Raw genomic sequence first — 16,623 nt, forward strand, 5'->3', positions numbered from 1 at the left:
CCATCGCTAGAGCTTCAGCATCATCCGCAGCAGGTACATCAGCAGCGGCAGCGCACTCAGCACCGCACCGCCGATGCCGATCCATGGCCAGCGCTCGCCACGCACGCGCGAGGCCACCGCCAGGCCGCCGCCCACCAAGGCCGCGCCCAGCACGCCCACGCCCAGCCCGGCAGCCATGCCATTGCCACCGGCAGCGACTGCCGCCTGCGCCGCCACGGTGCCCGCGCCCCAGCCCACAGCAATCCCCAGCCAACTGGCCACGCCGCACCACGGTGCCTTGCCCTGCGCCATCCGAAAACCCCTGTGTCCTTGCCGAATTTCTGTACGGGCCACGCCCGCGTGCTGCCTACACTAGCCGCACCTGCCCTGTAGGGACATCCCATGCGCGCGCGCCGCCTGCTGCTGCCCGGTGCCCTCCTGCTGCTCACTGCCTGCGGCGACGATGCGCGGCTTCCCTTCTCCGCCGACCCATTGCAGGGCTGCTTCGCCACCGCCGCGCGCAAGCCCGCCGACTTCCGCATCGACAAGGAAGGCGGCCAGTACTTCGTTTCCTTCAGCCGTGGCGCGCAGTGGCAGCGCGAACCAAACGCCCTGCACAAGGCCACGTCCAGCGAGATCAGCCGCTACTTCCGCGACGACGCCGACCAGATCGACAGTGCCCTGATCCGCATGTCCGGCGGATTCGGCATCTTCCACTTCAACAAGGGCGCGACGTTGAAAGGAAAAGCCAGCGACAGCGACTACATGGCGCTGATGCTGATAGGGGCCGGGCCGGTGTATGCGGTGAAGTGCGATTAGCGACACCGATTTTTGAGGAATGTTTGAAATCCCCACAACTGCGTGATGCTACTCAGTGCGCCACGGGGTAAGTAGAGAAGATGGACCCTCACCCAGGTAGGAGAGGTCCAGATGAAATTGCAGCTAGCTGCTCTCATGTTCATCGTCTCAGCATCCGTGCAGGCAGCAGATGGAATGCCAGCTGATCGACAGACCGCTGACGAAGCGACGTTCCCAGCGAGAATTGTTCGCAGCGCAGAATGGCCTGACTCCATCGGGGGAACGGTCAGTGTGGAGCAGTCCCTCACCCGCAACTCGAAGGGTCAGTATGTATATCGCTACGATGATCAATCGGAAGCAACGAAGCGGTACCACGAGGCTTCCTGCACAGATATCGGGATGAATCCCGCCAAGGGAGAGTCAATCACGGTGGGCCCTGGAAGCGCTGCATGGCATTGCTCAAGCATCGAGTCGAACGGTGCTAGTGACGCAAAGAGTACTGACTATGTATTCGCCTATGCACCAAATGGACAGGTATCAGCCGGCCAGAACTTCGTTTCCTACGGAACCGTGAGATTCAACAGCTCTGTAAGCGGGAACATCCAGGGTAGCGCGCAAATCGACAACGGAAGGTGCCAGACCTTCTATAGCGAGTACTACCCACCGAATACCGTGGGAAACCACACCGCAAGAGTACTCTGCTTTGCTCATACTCCGCAGACCATGAATACGTTGATGGAAGGCTGCGTACCGCGCGCCTGCGCAAGCGATCGCGGTTCCATCAGGGCCGACTGATACCAGGCCCCCGCCGCGGAGGAAAGGGCGCCGAGGCGCCCTTTCCTACTCGGGCTTATGATTCGGCTTCAATCATCACGTACATCATTCAGTTCATGATTTCACCGGCTGGCCCTTGGCTTCCGGTCGGTTTCCGCATTGACAAGGAAAGCGGCCAGTACTTCGGCTCCTTCGGCCGCGGTGGCCCGTGGCAGCGCGGCCCAAGAGCCCTGCACAAGGCCAGCGACAGCGACTACATGGCGCTGATGCTGATCGGGGCCGGGCCGGTGTATGCGGTGAAGTGCGATTGAACTGTAGAGCCAAGCCCACGCTCGGCTGCTTTTGCAGTAGATCCACGCCATGCGTGGATGCAGGCATGGTGGAGCCAAGGGCGGGCTCGGCTCTACAACAGCTGCGGTACCATGCCCTCCCCCGAACCGCCCCGGTACCCGCCGTGCCCCATTACACCGGCCCCCTGCTGACCCGCGACAGCGCCGACACCCTGCGCCGTGCCCATGACAAGGGCGCCGCCGACTGGCAGGGCTCGCTCGATCTCGGCCGCAGCCAGGACAGCGTGGCGCTCGATGCGGACGGCTTCCACTTCCGGGGCCAGCCCTACCCCTGGCCGGGCAAGCTGAAGGACCGCACGCTGTACTACTGGGATGGCGAGGAATTCGCACCGGTCTCGCGCTACAGCGGCTCGCTGATCAAGCTGGTGCCGACCGAATGGGGCGCACCGACCTTCGAGATCGACGGCATCAAGATGCTGCCGACCTCGAAGCTGTCGCCGTTCGAGGATGCGCGCCGCAAGGTGGAGCTGGTCGCTCCGGCCGGCAAGGTCATCCTCGATACCTGCGGTGGCCTCGGCTACTTCGCCGCCTGTGCGCTGGAAGCCGGAGTCGGCCAGATCCGTTCGTTCGAGAAGAACGCCGATGTGATGTGGCTGCGCACGCTCAACCCGTGGTCGCCGGATCCGGACTCGGCTGCCGCCGGTGGCCGCCTGCAGTTCAGCCACGGCGATGTCTCGCAGCAGATCGAACAGGTGGCCAGCAACAGCGTCGATGCGATCCTGCACGACCCACCGCGCTTCGGCATCGCCGGCGAGCTGTACTCCCAGGTGTTCTATGACCACCTCGCCCGCGTCATCCGCAAGGGCGGCCGCCTGTTCCATTACACCGGCGCGCCGAACAAGCTGACCAGCGGCCGCGACGTGCCGCGTGAAGTGGCCAAGCGCCTGGAAAAGGCGGGTTTCAAGGCCGAACTGGCGCTGGACGGCGTGCTGGCCGTCAAGCGCTGAGCGTCACTCCGAATCGACCTTGGCCAGCTTCATCACCCACGCCGGCACCTCGGGTTCGCCGGCGTAGAAGTCCTTGGGCTTGTTCTCCGCCATCGCCCAGCGGTGCAGCCAGCTCGGGCCATAGCGGCCGTTGTAGCCCTCGGCACCCCGCGCGTAGGCCGGGTCACGCATCGCCTCGTCCAGCGAAATGAAGCGATAGCCGCGCCGCTTCGTGGCCGCCACCAGTTCGGCAAACGTCGCCGCGTTGAGCTCATTGGCGTGCATCAGCCACACCTGCGGCAGCGCGTACCCCAGCAGCGCCTGCGACTGTTTCTCGTAGTAATCCAGCTTGTTCAGCATGTACGGCACGTAGCCCTTGCGCAGCTGCGCCAGCGTCGCTGCGCGCGCGGGCGAGTCCGCCTGCTCGTTCATCACGTTGGCATAGGCGAACGCCCACACCCACTCACCGTTGTCCACCGTCACCGGCGCCACGCGGTAGCCATGCTGCTTGAAGAACCCATCCATCTGCATGCGCTCATCTACGGTACGGCCAGCGCGCAGGTAGGGATGGCGCATCCACTGTGGCGCCTGCCCCTTCTCGGCCAGCAACGGCCGCAGCACCGTCTCGCCGCGCAGGAAATCCTGCTGGAACGCCGCCACGCCCTTCGCATTCAGATCCATGTGCGAATAGGTGTGATTGCCCAGCACGTAGCCGGCATCGCGCCAGTCGCGCAGCATCTGCACCCGCGCCGGCTGCACCTGTCCATCCACCTCAAGCTTGTTCTCGTTGACGAAGCCGACCACCGGCACGCCTGCCTGACGCAGCTGGGCCATCAACGCTTCATGCCGCGCCTGCAGGTCCGGCGGCACGATCTGGTCCAACCGTGCCCATGGCAGATCATCGATGGTCACCGCGATGCGGCGGTCCACCTCGGCGGCGTGCACCGCCAGCGACAGCAGCAACAACGGCAACGCACGCAGCAACAAGCGCATCGGGTCTATCCTGGAGTGGCGAGGCGTCGACTGTAACGCGATTGGCGTGCGCCGCCGAGCGTGCGCTCGGATCAGCCCGCCCGGGCCCGCGCGATCGCACGCCACAGGCCGATGCCCCCCATCATCGTCGCCAGCAGCAACATCGCCAGCACCAGCGCCAGGTCATCCGGATTGCGCATCAACGTCGCGTTCTCGCGCGCCAGGATATGGAACACCACGTGTTGCGCCTGCGCCAACGGGGTATCGCCCTCCGCCACCAGGTCCATCAGGCACGCCGTGGGTGACAGCCGTGCCACGCTGTTCCATGCAGTCTCGTACAGGTACAGCGTCCATCCGGCCAGGCCCAGCGCTGCGCCATGCAGCACCAGCAGTGCCACGTTCGCCGTGCGCAGCCGGTCACGCAGCCACAGCGCGCGGCTGGCACACACGGCCATCGCACCCAGCAGCGCCAATGCAATGCCCGCGACCGGGATCCAGCTCAGCGGCTGCCAGTCGTCCAACGCACCGGCGCGTGCCATCACCTGTTCGGCCATCTGCAGCCGCGCGTGCGCATCCGGGCCACCACAGGCCCCGGTGATCGGTTCCAGCAGCAGATCGACGCGACAATGGAAGAACCCGGACGCCAGTGCCACGGACAACAGTGCGACCAGCTGCAGCGTCAGCAGGATCGGCCCCTGCCCACAGATGCGGCGGATTCGGGACGTGGCAGGGCTCATCGGTTCATCCATGACAGCAAACAACCATCCTAACCAAGCGCTTCGCACGTGTCGGCTGGCGGATGCGACATGCCGCGCAGGGCACCGCTACGATGGCGGGGCTGTCCGAGTCCGCAAGTCCCAAGGTGTTCCCGATGGTGATGCTGTACCTGGTCGTACGAGCGCTGCTGCCACTGCTGGCGTTCGTGCTCGCGTGGTGGTGGCTGGCACGCCTGATCAATGCGCGCGCCGCCCGGCTGCCACGTGTCCCGTTGAATCTGCCGGCGCACAGCAGCAGCCCGCGCAAGAAGGATCGGCGCATCTACGCGCGCACGCTGCGGCGCAGGCCGGGCCTGCGTACGGCAACCCGCGCCGCCACCGCACCCCGCAGCTGGCACGTCGCCGCGGCCATCCTCTCGCTGCTGGTGCTGATCGCCACCGTGCTGGCCATCCCCGACGGCGCGCGCTTCCAGGTGATGGTGGGGAACCTGATCGGCTACCCGAGTGCCCTCATCGAGGTGCGGGCTCCCGTGGCCGCACAGCCGGTGGTGCTGCAGGCGTGGCGGCCCACACTCGCCCAGCTGGGGCGGCCCACAGTGATGCGCTACCCGATCGCCCGCACCGGTGGCGAGCATGAAGCCCATGCGGTCGTGCCCGTGCAGGTCCGCCAGCAGCCCGACCGGCTGCAGGTGGCCATCGCCCTGCCGGTGGACACCGAAATGCTGCGTGCGGAACTGGCACGGCTGGCCGGGTTGCCGATCGAGGCGATCAACGTGCAGCAACGCCACGTTGCACCGTGGTGGGAGTCGGGCTGGCAGCCACTGCCCGGCCCGTAGCGCCCAGCCCATGCTCGGCGGACCTTTGCCCCTTTCCCGGACGGCACGCGCTGCGCGCCCCAGCCGAGCATCGGCCCGGCCCTACACCAGGGCCACACCCAGCCTATGAATCACGACCCACGCGGCAGCTTCGCCGCCCACATGTTGTCGACCAGGTTGGGATAGCGCCGCCCGTTCTCCTCGGCACGTTGCCGTGCCGCCGCCTTCTGCGCATCCGACAGCGGTTGCGACGTCTGGCCCTTGGGGTTGGGCTTCTTCCACGGGGGGGTTCTAGTCTGGCGCATGGCCGCAGCTTAGCGCTTCAGGAAGTTCAGCAGGGCCAGATTGAAGCGGTCGGCGTGGCTGGTGTTGCAGCCATGCGGCGCGCCTTCCAGGATCACCACTTCGCTGCCTTTGATGGCCTTGTGGGTACGCTGGCCGGAGCCCTCGAACGGCACGATGGCATCGCTGTCACCGTGCAGGATCAGGGTCGGCACCGTGATCTTTTTCAGGTCATCCCGGAAATCAGTGGTGGCAAACGCGTGCATGCAGCCCAGTGCCGCCGTCTGGTCGGATTGATGGCACAGCGCGATCGCCGCCTGGCGCGTTTCTTCGGTCACCATCAGCTGGCCGTTGGCGCTGAAGAAGTCGCGGGTGAAGCCGTCGAAGAACGCCTCGCGGTCCTTCTCCAATCCGCTGCGCATTTCATCGGCCTTGTCCTGGGTCAGCGGACCTTCCGGATTGTCGTCACTACGCAGCAGGAATGGCGGCACCGCCGCAGCGAACACGACACTGTGCAGGCGATCCTGGCCGTGGTTGGCCACGTAGCGCGCCACCTCGCCACCGCCCATCGAGAACCCGACCAGGGTGGCATCGCGCAGGTCACGTTCCTCGATCACGCCCGCCAGGTCCGCCGCCAGGGTGTCGTAGTCATAGCCCTCGGCCGGCTTGTCAGAGCGGCCAAAGCCGCGCCGGTCGTAGCTGATGACCCGATACTGGGCGTCGCGCAGGATCGCCACCTGGGTCTTCCAGGCATCGGCGGACAACGGCCAGCCGTGGATCAGGATCACCGGGCGGCCGTCGCCACCGGTATCTTCAACATGCAGGCGGATGCGGGAAGCAGGCATGGGCGCTCCTGTGGAAGGGGAGGATTGCAGGCTAGCGGCCGCGCCCTGTGGCAGCCGTGAGGGAATCACGCCCCCTCATGACATCGCCTGCACATGCCGCCACGCGAAGCCACACCGGCCTGGCCGGCCTTCGCACCGCGCCCAGGCGGTTTCGTCGCAGGGCCGTACCGCCGCGGTCACCGGCATGCCAGCCTTCGCGCACCGTCTCCTGGAGTTTCGCCATGCTGCTGCTCACCCTGCCCCTGCTGGCCGCCGGCCTGGTTGCCGCGCCCGCGCCGCCTGACGACCTGGGCGAGCAGATCCGCCAGGCCGATAGCCAACTATTCGCCATGGCCTTCGAGGCCTGCGACGCCGACCAGGCCGCCGCGATGACCACCGAAGACATGGAGTTCTTCCATGACAAGGATGGCAAATCGGCCAGCAACCGCGAGGACTTCCGCCGCAGCGTGGCCAGCCTGTGCGACAGCACGCGCAAGGGCGGCTGGCGCCTTCGCCGCGAGCGGGTCGAGCCCTCGCTGCAGGTGTTCCCGCTGCATGATGAGCGAGCCCTGGAAATCGGCGACCACCGCTTTTACGAGCGCGGCAAGGACGGGGTGGAACGCTGGGTCGGCCAGGCCCGTTTCATCCAGGTCTGGCGCCGCGTGGACGGGCACTGGCTGGCCGAACGGGTGATCAGCTATGACCACCGGCCGGCGGACTGACCTTTCCGGCGTCCTTCACCGGCCGGATCTATACTGGCGCGGTTCACCCCGACCCACCGCTACCGTTCGATCGCCATGGCAGAACTCACCCGCAACCACCCCGACTATGGCCTCCATCAGCAGGTCCGCCAGGGCGTGTCCGCTCTGGATGCCCAGCATGGCCGTGCGTTCGACCAGACCAGTGAGCGCCTGACCGCCAGCCTGACCGTACTCGCCCGCGAGCAGGGCCTGCAGCAGGTCGACCACGTGCTGGTCAGCAACGCCACGGCCCAGCACCCGGCCGGGCACAACATCTTCGTGGTGCAGGGCGACCCGGCCAACCCGGCGCACCTGCGCGCGATGATGCCGACGGCCGTGGCGGCGCAGACGCCGGTGGAGCAGTCGATGCAGAAATTGGGGTTGGCCCCGCAGCAGCCGGCCGTGGGGTTAGTGCCCGAACAGCAGGCCCGTGAGCAGGAGCAGCAGCAGAACCCGGCACACCGTCTGGGCTGAGCCGCCTCCAGTGTTGCTGGCGGAGCCGCGCAAGTCGATGATCATTTTCCCGAGAGAGGGTCCGCGTGGACCCGCAGCTGTGCCGGGTAATGCTGGAGCGCAGCGGTGGGCTGCACCGTGCGCACATCCAGGCGGTAGCGGGCACCCGTTTCCATCGGCAGCGTGACGATGCCCAACCTGTATCGGCTGGCGTCCATCGAGACCTGCTGCGCGTAGCGCCAGTCTGCCGACTCATGCCATTCGGGGAGCGGCTGACCCAGATTGCGCGCCCTTGCCTGATAGACATCAGACGTTGCAACGTCCTGCCAGGCACCTGCGACCCAGCGCTGCAGGGACAGCTGGAAGGGAACATGAACATTGTCCATGTCCGGCCCACTGTCAGGCCCGGGGCCATGTCGCTGCACCTCAAGATCCAGCGCATAGGTGCGACCCGGGTGGAAGTTGCGGGCATTCGTCTCGAACTCGAACCGCACCGCCTGGCCGGACTCGGCCACGTTGATCGGCTTGATCAGATTCAACGGCTCCGGCGCATCCGGTACGCGGCTGCTACAGGCGCCGAGTGCGCCCGCCAGCGTGAAGATCAGGCCGACGCGCAGCCAGCGGCGAATACCCAGCATGATTCAGATCCTTCGGCTCCCTGCCATGGGGTTCAACCCTAGCGGGCTGGTGCTGGGCACTGCAACCAGGCAAAGAAGAAGGCAGGGTCTGCACCCTGCCTTCTTCACGCGAAGCGCGACGGCGCGGGGCCTTGCGTCAGCGCGTTACAGCTGGATGCGCGCCACGCTCTCGTCAGCGCCCTTGTCATCCTTCTCGCCGTTCTTGATGCTCACGAACAGCACGTTGTTCTTCGCATCCAGCGCCAGGCTGTTCGGGTGGGTCGGCACCTTGTAGGTCGCCACCTTCTGGTAGCTGTCACTGTTGTACGCGGTCACCGTACCGGCTTCGCGGTTGGTCACGTACAGGCGCTTGCGCGGTGCATCCAGCAGGATACCCAGCGGGCCGGCGTCGGTCGGGATGCTGGCCAGTTCCTTGCCGGTGCTGCGGTCGAGCACCAGCACGCGCTGGCCCGGATGCTTGCTGACCAGGCCGCTGCTCTTGGCCTGGTAGCCACGCAGCATCTCCGAGCCCTGGTCGGTCACGAACAGGCGCTTGCCGGCCGGGTCCAGCGCGATGTTCATCGGCTGCTCGGCAGCGATCTTGTACTGCGCCACCACCTTGTTCGAATCGGTGCCCACCACCACCAGCTCGGCCAGCAGGTTGCTGGTGTAGACGCGCTTGTTGGCGGCATCCAGCGCCAGGCCCGGTGCCTTGGCATTGCCCAGGCCGTCGATGGTGTTGGTCACCTTCAGCGTGTTCGTATCGATCACGAACAGCACGCTGCTCACGTCCGGCTGGCTGCTGTGGCCGGTCACATACAGGCGGTTGGCCGCGCTGTCGACCACCAGCTCGCGCAGATCATGGGTGTAGGCGGCCTTGCCGTCCTTGCCGGCCTTCTTCTCCATCAGCTGGATGGTGCCGACGGCCTTGTTCTGCGCGGTGTCGACCACGGTCACCGACAGGTCCACGGTGTTGCCCACGTACAGGCGGTTGTGGGCGTCATCCAGCACCACGCCGAAGGCTTTGCGCTCCAGCGGGATGCGGTTTTCCACGGCCAGCGTTGCCGGGTTCAAACGCAGCACCTGGGCCGGGCCGGCGTCTTCGCCGAAACCGCCGGAGGAGGCCACGAACACGGCGTTCTGCTTCGGGCTGTAGGCCAGCTCGTACAGGCCCTTGGCCACGGCCTGGCGCTGCACGGCGGCGGTGGCGCTGGCGGCGGGCGCATTGTCAGCGAATGCAGAAGGCGCGCCGAGGCTGAGCGAAACGACAACGGCCAGGGCGACCGAGCGGAAGAGAGGAGTACGGAACATGCGAGCGTCCTTGAATGGGCACGGGAAGGTGTCCTGGCTCGCTGGGCCGTACTGCGACGGCCCGACCTGCATCTGTCTGCGCGGGTGGGCTGGCTGGGGTTGCCGGGGAATGGTAGCAGGTGGGGGGCGTGGCGTGCGCCGGTGCAGGCATGGCACACGCTCGACCTTGGCGCTGCCCTCCGGCTATGCCATCCGTGGGCCGTGGCTCTGTTGCAGCTGCTGCTCTTCCTGCAGGCGCTGCGCGTCTCGCTGCGGCTCATTCTGCTGCAACTGCGCGACCCGTTCGAACGAGGCCTCCACCGGTGCCTGCGCAGCCAACTCCGCCGGCATGCTGGCGCGCTGGTGTGCCGGGTCACTGCGGTCACCCTGCACGATGAACAGCTTCGGCGCGGTATCACCGCGCTGCTCGCCCAGCACCACTTCGTCCACGCGCGAGAACTGCTGCTCCTTCGACAGCGCAAGGAGGCTGGCACTGACATTGCCGTTGCGTGCACCGAAAGCGCCGAGGTCGGCCACCTGCTGGTGGATCTGGTTGAGGCGGGCATGATCCTCGTGCGCCGGGTCTGCGGGCGTGCCGCTTGCCGCGAGGGTGCTGTTGCCGCGCCACTGCTCGCCGTTCTCGGTGAACATCCACTCGCGGAAGGTCTGCTTCGGCATCGGGTTCCACTGCACCCTGTCCAGCTCGCTGCCCTTCACCTGCTGCGGAATGGCGTTGACGGCGCGGATGTTGTCCAGGACCCTGGTGGCGCCCTCGTAGTTGGTGATCTCCCCGGCCAGCCCGACCGGGCGCAGGCCTGCGTGGTTCAGGGCACCCCAGGCGAAATCGGTGCAAGCGTTGGAGAAGAAGTCGTAGTTCATGTCGAACCCGTGCTTCTTCGGATCCGCGGAGAACTCGAGGATGCGGTCGTACTGCTCCTTGCTGATCTCGATCGTGCGCTCGAAGCGGGGCTTGTCGTAGACCGACACGTCCATGTCATCGACTTTGCCCCTGTTCGGCTCGTCCTTGGTGCCTGCGTGGGTGAAACCAATGCTCTCCGGCAAGGGTTCACCCGAACGGCGCAGCGACAGGAACATGTGCCCCGCGAACGAGGGCTCCAGCAGAAACCTGTTTCCCTCGGCATCACGGCCGTAGCGCGGCGTGCCGGGGGCCGCCAGATGGATGGTTACGCTGTAGCGTTCGGCATCGTCCTTGTGCATGTCTACTTTCCTAGTGATTGGTAGCCAACGATCAGTTCTGCGTTCAGGCCATCCAGCTGGGGTCGATCCTCCACAAGGTCGACCCGCAGAACGTAGCGCCCGGGTGCAACGCCTCCGACCTGCGCCAGCTGCAGCGTGCGATAGAGCACGTCTTCAGAGTACAACCCGGCCTCGGCCAAGCTGTTGATGTCCACGCTCGCCGTCGTCAGGTCTGTGACCACGCCATCATCCCCGATCTTCTGCGAGTCGCGTCCATCGCGGGTACGCCGCCAGAGCTGTACATGACGAGGCGCGCTGCCATCAATCCGTTCCAGGCGCAGCCGCGTTGGCAAACGTCCGAGAGTGATCTTCTCCGAAGCATCCAGCAGCCGTCGCGCGTCGGTATCCTGCAGCCGCAACCCAATGTTCAGGATCGGAATGGCCGGCTTCTGGGCTGCCGGCAAATCAAACGTGACCTCGGCAATCCGACCGGCCTTCTGCAACTGCACGGCCCGCGTGAACGGCACAACCGTGCGGGCCTCGGCCTGTGCACGCGTCAGCAGGGGCGGCGCAACCTCTGGCGCTGGTGACGCACGGCATGCCGCCAGCGCGCCCAGCACCGCCAGTACCACCAGCCCCCGCCGAAGTGGCCGCGTCATTGCTCCTTCAACCGCAGCGAATCGGCCACATCGGTCTTGGCCGCCACCTCGGTGGCGATGCTGGCGCGGCGGTGCGCCGGGTCGTTGCGGTCGCCCTGCACGATGAAGATGCTCTCGGCGGCATGGCTGTTCTGGGTTGGCCCGCTGAGCAGCACGTGGTCCACGCGCGAGAGGTTGTTCTGCTTGGCCAGCACCAGCAGGCTGGCGCTGATGCGCTGGCTGGCGGCATCGAACGGACGGCCATGCGCGGCGTCCAGCTCCGCTACCTTCTGGATCAGCTGCGAGAACAGGCGATGGTCGGGATGCGAGGGGTCCAGCAGCGTGCCGGCCACTTCAATCGGCGTCGGCGGCGGCTCATCGCTGGCGCGGTCGCCCTGGCGATGATGCTCAGCCTCGCGCTCGGGCATCGCGTGGTGGGTTTCGGCATTCAGATCGCTGCCCGGGAACGGCGCGGCGATGCACTGGATCTCCGGCAGGTTGAACAGCACCGCGAACTCGCCCAGGTTGCTGCCGCCGTCCAGCGGCGCCGGCAGCGGATGCAGGCCGGCATAGTGCAGCGCCGCCCAGACGAAATCGCTACAACGGTTGACGGTGGCCGGGCGATCCACATCGAATTCGAACTCGGCCGGTTCCTCGGCGAAATCACGCAGGCAGCCGTAGTGCTCCTCGGTGATTTCCAGGGTGCGGCTGTAGTACGGGTCCAGATGCTCGTCGGCATCGTCGTGGCGCACCTGCGCGTACTGCACGCCGGTGCGGGTTTCGCCCGGTGCCTGGCGCGGTGGTGCGAAGCCGTAGCTGTGGGCCTCGTCGCCCGCAGCGACCTGCAGGTACATGTGGCCGCGCGGCGAGATGCCCCCACTTTTCAGCGGGGTGCCGGGCGCGGCCAGATAAAGGGTTACGGTGTAGCGTGTTGCCTGCTCCATGCCTGTTCAGCCTTGATGGGTGCTGCGGTCCTGGGCGGATGATGGCATAGGTGGGATGGGGGGCAGGTGGAGATGGAAGCAGTTTCGAGGCCGAGGCGCTCGAAACTGTGATCTTCCGTGCAGTCGCTGGAAGTCAGCCCATCTGCAGCGGCGCCCGGGATTGCTCCAGGGCTGGCTCCTGCGGCGCCAAGGAGGCGCGCTCCTGCTGGGCCTGCGAAATCTGCTCGACCTTGGCGAATGACTGCTCCACCGGTGTTCGCGCAGCCTCCTCCGCCGTCATCGACGCCCGCACATGGGCAGGATCGTTGAGCTCCCCCTGCACCACGAACAGTCGCTGCGCCGAACCATCGCTTGGAGCGTTACCCAACACCACATGATCGACATGCTCCAGCCCGTTCTCCTTGGCAGTGGCCAACAACCCCAAGGAAATCCGCTCGCTGGTCCCGTCATAGGAACGGCCGTGCGCCTCATCGATGCCCGCAACTCCCTTGCGGATGGAATCGAGCATATCCCGATCGCCCCGCGGCAGTTGCTCATCGCTGATGATTCGCTGGAACAGCGTTCTCTCCGGCATTTTGTTGTAGTGCTCGGTATTCAACGCGCTATCTGGAAAGGGCGCGCGAATGCTGCGGATGTGTTCCACATTGCTTAGTGGCTTCAGTCCACCTTCGAAACTCTTGTCTTGCATGAACAGCGCATTGGTGCGATGAAGCCCCGCGTGATTCAGGGCGCCCCAAGTGAAATCAATGCAACTGTTGTTGAGCCCGTGATACTCCGTATTGAACCCGTGCTTATCCGGCGCAGCACCAAATGCCTTGAGCTTTTCGTACTGATCTTTCGAGATTTCGAGCGTCCGCTGATAGAAGGGGTTCTGGTACTCCCGCGCGTCAGAGTCATAAACCTTGCCGGGACCGGTCGTTGCCCCATGCTCCTTCGGCGCAAAGCCATAGCTGATGCTCTCACGGCCATCGTCCACCGTGTAGTAGACGTGACCCGCAGCAGATGTTCCACCCTCCAATAGTGGGGTTCCTGGTGCCGCAACGTAGACTGTCACGCGATATCGCTCGTCCATGAAGTGCTCCTATTTTGATCTATGCTTGTAGGCGACCAGCAATTCTGCCGGGATTGGCGCAAGGCGCACCGAGGGGTCAAGTAACTCCACACTCAGGCGATATCGACCTGGAGAGAGGTTCTGGCCCCATGCCATTGCCAACTGCTTGTAGTGCCCTTGCGGACTGGACAGCCCCGCTGCCTCAAGTGAAGTGTCGTCCACGTCATCAAGCCACACTGTTGAAACGTGCCCATCAGTGTTGATTGGCACAAGAGTCGCGGTCGTTCCTGGCTGCTGCTCAACACGCACGAGTGGAGCATTTGCCTCACCCATTTCCCCGAGCCGAGTGAGGAGCACGCGTGCAGGCAGACCAGCGCGTTGAATCGTCAAGGCCCGCTCGAGCGCTGCTGCGCCATCCACCCCACTTACGCGAACGGCAACCAGGAGTGTTGGCGTGGCGCTTCTACCGGGCGGCTCAAGATCGAACTCTACTACCATGGGCTCGGCCATTGACGCCAACGTAAGCGGCCTGACAAGCGGCACGTTGTTCTGCGCAGCACTGGAAGAAGGCACAGGACGCGGCGGAGCGGTCTGTGCCTGGCAAGCGCTCAGCAGAATTAAAGCCAAGCATGCGCCTGCTCCCAGTATCCGTCGTCCCAGTCGCCGCATCGTCCGTCCTCGCTTCAGCTTTGATTGATAGGTGTTTTCTCGCCGGACCTTCTTATACACGCAGGCCTGGAAGCAATCTATGACGGCTGCCGCCACAGAACGAGAGAACTGGGCCCACAGCGAATGGGACAGCTGCTGATCAGTCGCCCGGGGGCTGCAGAGCAGGGAGCATTGACGACCCAATGCGGGCTTGTCCTAGCGCAGCCTATGGAACGGCCAATCGTTGAGGCTGTTGACTGTCCATAGTCCTATTTCACGTTGTAGTTGGCGACGAGAAGCTCGATGTTGAGATGTGCAACGTCCGGATTGCCCTGAAGGTTGGTCACCTTCAGCCGGTAATTCCCGGTCGTCAGATCCCCGGAATCAGCACGGGCCACCTCGTACTCCCTGTAGGCCAGGGACATGTCGTACTTTCCTGCATTGACCAGACTGTTCGAATCCGCGCCGACGGCGCTCCTGTACTCGTACACGTCGCCCTTGGCCGGTTGATATCGGCTGCCCTGCCAGACACTAGGCAGATCGCGATTCAATACCTGTAGCGCTATGGGCGTGTCGGTATCGCCCTCCAGCTTCCACAGCTGCACCTTCAGGGGAATCCGGGCGTCTTCAAGGAAGTCGACATCGCCCGGTTTCATGTCCGGGCGCTTTGCAGGCCCACCGGTACGGAAGCCGATCAGGAACGTGCGTGGCTTGGGATCCTTCTCCCAAGGCGGCGGCAGTTCGAAACGCGCCTCTACCGTCGCACCTGCATGGACTAGGTCCATCGGCTTGGCGACGGGAAAACCATCGCCATACATCTGGGGTGCCTGGGCGCCGCAGCCACCCGCGAGCAGGGGCAGCAGTACCATCCATGGCCTCAGTAGCTGTCGCATCCATTCCTCGCATTCGGGCACTCACGTGTCAGCAGTTTATACACCGCACCGGCCCGCAGGACCTGAACTGGCTTCACATAACCTTGGGGTGGGATGGGGATTCCTGCCGATGAACATTGCGTGGGCCAGTTCTGGTGTTAGAGGCACGCGATGGTGCAGGCACTATTCCTGCAGTCAGGAGGATGACCATGACCACGATAGACACCGCATGGCTGGAAGCGTTCGACAAGGAGCGTCACTACCTGTTTGCCATTGAACATAGCGATGCCGGCATAGATGAGTACTTGCTGAGTTGCTACGCAGACCTTCCTCCACGCGAAGCAGCACTGGCGTTCGGCAGCGACTACGACCTGGAGCGCGACGATGCGCTGTGGCCACGGACGGGCGTGGCGCTGCAAAGTTAAGTTGTGTCGCAATCGGCACGCTGTGCGAATGGGCCCTGTGGGCTACGTGTCGCTTTTGGGACCCCGAACAGCTGCAAACCGTGCTTTTTAATGCGCCTTCGGGCGGTAACTTAACACCGGCCGAAACCACTGCACCGCAAGGGTTCTGCCACGCGCGCGCCATGCAACAATGCCGTAAGCGTCAGCATTTGCGGCCTCTGCGGCCTACGGTTTCTTGGCATCTCGCAGCCATGCGAGTACACCTTGGCGTGCCACCTCGCACTAGGTGGCGCAGGACTCGAAAACCCGTCTGAATACCCAGTGCTTTGCGCTTGCCAGTCGGCGTCATCTTCGGATGGCGCCGGCTGGCAATCCGTTCGCGATCCATGGCGGGCGGTGCGTGGGGGTCCTCGGACCCGCCGGATTGGGTATTCACCGGTTTTCGAGACACGCACCGTCCGCCGCCTCTATCGGTGGCGTTGCTATCTGTCCTGTACGGAGCATTGCCATGAACACATCGGACTTCCGTTCCCTGCACGCGCAGTACGATCCGGTTGAGGCCGAAGCCGACCGCTACCCCTCGCACGATCCCAACGCCTTCGTCGCCACGCTGCGCCGCATCGGATCTGGTGCAGCTGCGGATGGCCAGCCTTGGCCGGAACGGCATCAACTGCCTGGGCGCTGTCTTCAGCTGGCGGATGCGGATTGCGCGTTGGCGGGGCTGCGTGTGGTGGCAGAGCTGATGCTGGCTGCGGAGCGGACTAGGCAGAATGGTTCGCCCGAGGAGTACCTGGGGGACCGGGTGATGGAAGGGTTGAAGATGGCGTGCGTGGCGTTGACTGCTCAGGTGAGTGAGCGGTTGCACGTGCAGGAGTAGCCCGGTTGGACCTGGCCGTCTGTCGCGTGACTGCCGGCCCCCCGCACGCCATCGGCTGACCGCTCGCCTTCGAGTCCGTTCCCTGTTTGCAGAGCGTCGAATGAAGCTTCTGATCTATGGCGCCGTGCTGCCGGCGGCGCTGCCTTCGGCGATCGCCAGCCGGCATATACCCAAGGCCGTCCGGAACTGCGGACGTTTCCGAAGGTGTCCGACGCTGAATTTTCCGTAATGCGCGAGGAAGCCGTTCGACTGGTGCGCGAGGGCCTGGCACAGCACGCGCGGTACGCGGGAGACCGATACTTCGAGGTCAGCTGTGACAGCGTACCCGTGATGCTGGTGGATAACTCATTGGAGCAGCTTGTGATTGTGCTGTATGCGGACAGGGAGATTGATGTTCTGTGCGTTGTGCCGCTGCTGTCGCATTGGAGTAGGCGGATTGTGCCGGAGCCGTAGTGC

General features: G+C 64.8%; 22 protein-coding genes. 10 read left to right on the forward strand and 12 right to left on the reverse strand.

Going from position 1 to position 16,623, the window contains the following annotated elements:
• Positions 1 to 6 precede the first annotated feature (6 nt).
• Complete coding sequence (locus AC5P9C_RS18030; RefSeq protein ID WP_005415073.1) at positions 7 to 291, reverse strand: hypothetical protein; 285 nt, start codon at positions 289 to 291, stop codon at positions 7 to 9.
• A gap of 90 nt (positions 292 to 381) precedes the next feature.
• Here AC5P9C_RS18030 and AC5P9C_RS18035 point away from each other — a divergent pair, with 90 nt between their 5' ends.
• The 4 genes from AC5P9C_RS18035 to AC5P9C_RS18050 all read left to right on the forward strand — a co-directional run bounded on the left by AC5P9C_RS18035 (position 382) and on the right by AC5P9C_RS18050 (position 2,848).
• The gene (locus tag AC5P9C_RS18035; RefSeq protein WP_150827453.1) at positions 382 to 798 is read left to right on the forward strand and encodes a hypothetical protein; all 417 of its coding nucleotides are present in this window, start codon (positions 382 to 384) and stop codon (positions 796 to 798) included.
• 111 nt (positions 799 to 909) lie between these two features.
• Positions 910 to 1,572: a hypothetical protein gene (locus tag AC5P9C_RS18040; protein WP_130768654.1), complete on the forward strand. Its 663-nt coding sequence runs from the start codon at positions 910 to 912 to the stop codon at positions 1,570 to 1,572.
• Between the two features lie 95 nt (positions 1,573 to 1,667).
• A complete protein-coding gene (locus AC5P9C_RS18045; protein ID WP_414615217.1) occupies positions 1,668 to 1,862 on the forward strand; it encodes a hypothetical protein in 195 nt (64 codons plus the stop codon).
• 65 nt (positions 1,863 to 1,927) lie between these two features.
• Positions 1,928 to 2,848 carry a class I SAM-dependent methyltransferase gene (locus AC5P9C_RS18050; RefSeq protein WP_414615205.1) on the forward strand — a complete coding sequence of 307 codons (921 nt, stop codon included), beginning with the start codon at positions 1,928 to 1,930 and terminating at the stop codon, positions 2,846 to 2,848.
• A 3-nt stretch (positions 2,849 to 2,851) separates the two neighbouring features.
• Here the strand turns inward: AC5P9C_RS18050 and AC5P9C_RS18055 are convergent, their stop codons facing one another.
• Complete coding sequence (locus AC5P9C_RS18055; protein WP_164688857.1) at positions 2,852 to 3,820, reverse strand: polysaccharide deacetylase family protein; 969 nt, start codon at positions 3,818 to 3,820, stop codon at positions 2,852 to 2,854.
• Positions 3,821 to 3,891: 71 nt separating this feature from the next.
• Entirely contained in the window at positions 3,892 to 4,536 is a 645-nt protein-coding gene (locus AC5P9C_RS18060) for a hypothetical protein (RefSeq protein ID WP_343543560.1), read from the reverse strand.
• 134 nt (positions 4,537 to 4,670) lie between these two features.
• On the opposite strand from AC5P9C_RS18060, the gene AC5P9C_RS18065 reads away from it, so the two are divergent.
• The gene (locus tag AC5P9C_RS18065) at positions 4,671 to 5,351 is read left to right on the forward strand and encodes a hypothetical protein (RefSeq protein ID WP_343543562.1); all 681 of its coding nucleotides are present in this window, start codon (positions 4,671 to 4,673) and stop codon (positions 5,349 to 5,351) included.
• A gap of 110 nt (positions 5,352 to 5,461) precedes the next feature.
• On the opposite strand, the gene AC5P9C_RS18070 is transcribed toward AC5P9C_RS18065, so the two are convergent.
• Both AC5P9C_RS18070 and AC5P9C_RS18075 read right to left on the reverse strand, forming a co-directional pair.
• Positions 5,462 to 5,635: a hypothetical protein gene (locus tag AC5P9C_RS18070; RefSeq protein ID WP_005415066.1), complete on the reverse strand. Its 174-nt coding sequence runs from the start codon at positions 5,633 to 5,635 to the stop codon at positions 5,462 to 5,464.
• A 9-nt stretch (positions 5,636 to 5,644) separates the two neighbouring features.
• The gene (locus AC5P9C_RS18075) at positions 5,645 to 6,457 is read right to left on the reverse strand and encodes an alpha/beta fold hydrolase (RefSeq protein ID WP_343543565.1); all 813 of its coding nucleotides are present in this window, start codon (positions 6,455 to 6,457) and stop codon (positions 5,645 to 5,647) included.
• Positions 6,458 to 6,678: 221 nt separating this feature from the next.
• Between AC5P9C_RS18075 and AC5P9C_RS18080 the strand changes: the two genes are divergently transcribed.
• Both AC5P9C_RS18080 and AC5P9C_RS18085 read left to right on the forward strand, forming a co-directional pair.
• Positions 6,679 to 7,158, forward strand: a complete 480-nt coding sequence (locus AC5P9C_RS18080; protein ID WP_414615206.1) for a nuclear transport factor 2 family protein — start codon at positions 6,679 to 6,681, stop codon at positions 7,156 to 7,158.
• 75 nt (positions 7,159 to 7,233) lie between these two features.
• Complete coding sequence (locus AC5P9C_RS18085; RefSeq protein ID WP_414615207.1) at positions 7,234 to 7,650, forward strand: XVIPCD domain-containing protein; 417 nt, start codon at positions 7,234 to 7,236, stop codon at positions 7,648 to 7,650.
• 41 nt (positions 7,651 to 7,691) lie between these two features.
• On the opposite strand, the gene AC5P9C_RS18090 is transcribed toward AC5P9C_RS18085, so the two are convergent.
• The 7 genes from AC5P9C_RS18090 to AC5P9C_RS18120 all read right to left on the reverse strand — a co-directional run bounded on the left by AC5P9C_RS18090 (position 7,692) and on the right by AC5P9C_RS18120 (position 14,883).
• Positions 7,692 to 8,267 (reverse strand): hypothetical protein, encoded by a 576-nt coding sequence (locus tag AC5P9C_RS18090; RefSeq protein WP_414615208.1) that lies wholly within the window; start codon positions 8,265 to 8,267, stop codon positions 7,692 to 7,694.
• A gap of 144 nt (positions 8,268 to 8,411) precedes the next feature.
• Positions 8,412 to 9,557: a YncE family protein gene (locus AC5P9C_RS18095; RefSeq protein ID WP_414615209.1), complete on the reverse strand. Its 1,146-nt coding sequence runs from the start codon at positions 9,555 to 9,557 to the stop codon at positions 8,412 to 8,414.
• 183 nt (positions 9,558 to 9,740) lie between these two features.
• Complete coding sequence (locus AC5P9C_RS18100; RefSeq protein ID WP_414615210.1) at positions 9,741 to 10,754, reverse strand: XVIPCD domain-containing protein; 1,014 nt, start codon at positions 10,752 to 10,754, stop codon at positions 9,741 to 9,743.
• Positions 10,755 to 10,756: 2 nt separating this feature from the next.
• A complete protein-coding gene (locus tag AC5P9C_RS18105) occupies positions 10,757 to 11,392 on the reverse strand; it encodes a hypothetical protein (protein ID WP_414615211.1) in 636 nt (211 codons plus the stop codon).
• Positions 11,389 to 12,315 carry an XVIPCD domain-containing protein gene (locus AC5P9C_RS18110; protein ID WP_414615212.1) on the reverse strand — a complete coding sequence of 309 codons (927 nt, stop codon included), beginning with the start codon at positions 12,313 to 12,315 and terminating at the stop codon, positions 11,389 to 11,391. Before AC5P9C_RS18110 ends, AC5P9C_RS18105 begins: the two co-directional genes overlap by 4 nt.
• Positions 12,316 to 12,448: 133 nt before the next feature.
• On the reverse strand, positions 12,449 to 13,387 hold the full coding sequence (locus AC5P9C_RS18115; protein ID WP_164688848.1) for an XVIPCD domain-containing protein: 939 nt from the start codon (positions 13,385 to 13,387) through the stop codon (positions 12,449 to 12,451).
• Between the two features lie 896 nt (positions 13,388 to 14,283).
• Positions 14,284 to 14,883, reverse strand: coding sequence for a hypothetical protein (locus tag AC5P9C_RS18120; RefSeq protein WP_414615213.1), 600 nt, complete (start codon positions 14,881 to 14,883; stop codon positions 14,284 to 14,286).
• A 212-nt stretch (positions 14,884 to 15,095) separates the two neighbouring features.
• On the opposite strand from AC5P9C_RS18120, the gene AC5P9C_RS18125 reads away from it, so the two are divergent.
• The 3 genes from AC5P9C_RS18125 to AC5P9C_RS18135 all read left to right on the forward strand — a co-directional run bounded on the left by AC5P9C_RS18125 (position 15,096) and on the right by AC5P9C_RS18135 (position 16,620).
• Entirely contained in the window at positions 15,096 to 15,311 is a 216-nt protein-coding gene (locus AC5P9C_RS18125; protein ID WP_414615214.1) for a hypothetical protein, read from the forward strand.
• A 487-nt stretch (positions 15,312 to 15,798) separates the two neighbouring features.
• The gene (locus AC5P9C_RS18130) at positions 15,799 to 16,167 is read left to right on the forward strand and encodes a hypothetical protein (RefSeq protein ID WP_414615215.1); all 369 of its coding nucleotides are present in this window, start codon (positions 15,799 to 15,801) and stop codon (positions 16,165 to 16,167) included.
• Between the two features lie 228 nt (positions 16,168 to 16,395).
• Positions 16,396 to 16,620 (forward strand): hypothetical protein, encoded by a 225-nt coding sequence (locus AC5P9C_RS18135; protein ID WP_262088294.1) that lies wholly within the window; start codon positions 16,396 to 16,398, stop codon positions 16,618 to 16,620.
• Positions 16,621 to 16,623 lie beyond the last annotated feature (3 nt).

Source organism: Stenotrophomonas sp. YJH_SMC_10, assembly GCF_059371555.1.

What these genes read in the sequence shown, in the direction of transcription:
- AC5P9C_RS18030 (WP_005415073.1), bottom strand. Translation starts at nt 291, where the DNA reads ATGGCGCAGGGCAAGGCACCGTGGTGCGGCGTGGCCAGTTGGCTGGGG.
- AC5P9C_RS18035 (WP_150827453.1), top strand. Translation starts at nt 382, where the DNA reads ATGCGCGCGCGCCGCCTGCTGCTGCCCGGTGCCCTCCTGCTGCTCACT.
- AC5P9C_RS18040 (WP_130768654.1), top strand. Translation starts at nt 910, where the DNA reads ATGAAATTGCAGCTAGCTGCTCTCATGTTCATCGTCTCAGCATCCGTG.
- AC5P9C_RS18045 (WP_414615217.1), top strand. Translation starts at nt 1,668, where the DNA reads ATGATTTCACCGGCTGGCCCTTGGCTTCCGGTCGGTTTCCGCATTGAC.
- AC5P9C_RS18050 (WP_414615205.1), top strand. Translation starts at nt 1,928, where the DNA reads ATGGTGGAGCCAAGGGCGGGCTCGGCTCTACAACAGCTGCGGTACCAT.
- AC5P9C_RS18055 (WP_164688857.1), bottom strand. Translation starts at nt 3,820, where the DNA reads ATGCGCTTGTTGCTGCGTGCGTTGCCGTTGTTGCTGCTGTCGCTGGCG.
- AC5P9C_RS18060 (WP_343543560.1), bottom strand. Translation starts at nt 4,536, where the DNA reads ATGAGCCCTGCCACGTCCCGAATCCGCCGCATCTGTGGGCAGGGGCCG.
- AC5P9C_RS18065 (WP_343543562.1), top strand. Translation starts at nt 4,671, where the DNA reads ATGGTGATGCTGTACCTGGTCGTACGAGCGCTGCTGCCACTGCTGGCG.
- AC5P9C_RS18070 (WP_005415066.1), bottom strand. Translation starts at nt 5,635, where the DNA reads ATGCGCCAGACTAGAACCCCCCCGTGGAAGAAGCCCAACCCCAAGGGC.
- AC5P9C_RS18075 (WP_343543565.1), bottom strand. Translation starts at nt 6,457, where the DNA reads ATGCCTGCTTCCCGCATCCGCCTGCATGTTGAAGATACCGGTGGCGAC.
- AC5P9C_RS18080 (WP_414615206.1), top strand. Translation starts at nt 6,679, where the DNA reads ATGCTGCTGCTCACCCTGCCCCTGCTGGCCGCCGGCCTGGTTGCCGCG.
- AC5P9C_RS18085 (WP_414615207.1), top strand. Translation starts at nt 7,234, where the DNA reads ATGGCAGAACTCACCCGCAACCACCCCGACTATGGCCTCCATCAGCAG.
- AC5P9C_RS18090 (WP_414615208.1), bottom strand. Translation starts at nt 8,267, where the DNA reads ATGCTGGGTATTCGCCGCTGGCTGCGCGTCGGCCTGATCTTCACGCTG.
- AC5P9C_RS18095 (WP_414615209.1), bottom strand. Translation starts at nt 9,557, where the DNA reads ATGTTCCGTACTCCTCTCTTCCGCTCGGTCGCCCTGGCCGTTGTCGTT.
- AC5P9C_RS18100 (WP_414615210.1), bottom strand. Translation starts at nt 10,754, where the DNA reads ATGCACAAGGACGATGCCGAACGCTACAGCGTAACCATCCATCTGGCG.
- AC5P9C_RS18105 (WP_414615211.1), bottom strand. Translation starts at nt 11,392, where the DNA reads ATGACGCGGCCACTTCGGCGGGGGCTGGTGGTACTGGCGGTGCTGGGC.
- AC5P9C_RS18110 (WP_414615212.1), bottom strand. Translation starts at nt 12,315, where the DNA reads ATGGAGCAGGCAACACGCTACACCGTAACCCTTTATCTGGCCGCGCCC.
- AC5P9C_RS18115 (WP_164688848.1), bottom strand. Translation starts at nt 13,387, where the DNA reads ATGGACGAGCGATATCGCGTGACAGTCTACGTTGCGGCACCAGGAACC.
- AC5P9C_RS18120 (WP_414615213.1), bottom strand. Translation starts at nt 14,883, where the DNA reads ATGGTACTGCTGCCCCTGCTCGCGGGTGGCTGCGGCGCCCAGGCACCC.
- AC5P9C_RS18125 (WP_414615214.1), top strand. Translation starts at nt 15,096, where the DNA reads ATGACCACGATAGACACCGCATGGCTGGAAGCGTTCGACAAGGAGCGT.
- AC5P9C_RS18130 (WP_414615215.1), top strand. Translation starts at nt 15,799, where the DNA reads ATGAACACATCGGACTTCCGTTCCCTGCACGCGCAGTACGATCCGGTT.
- AC5P9C_RS18135 (WP_262088294.1), top strand. Translation starts at nt 16,396, where the DNA reads ATGCGCGAGGAAGCCGTTCGACTGGTGCGCGAGGGCCTGGCACAGCAC.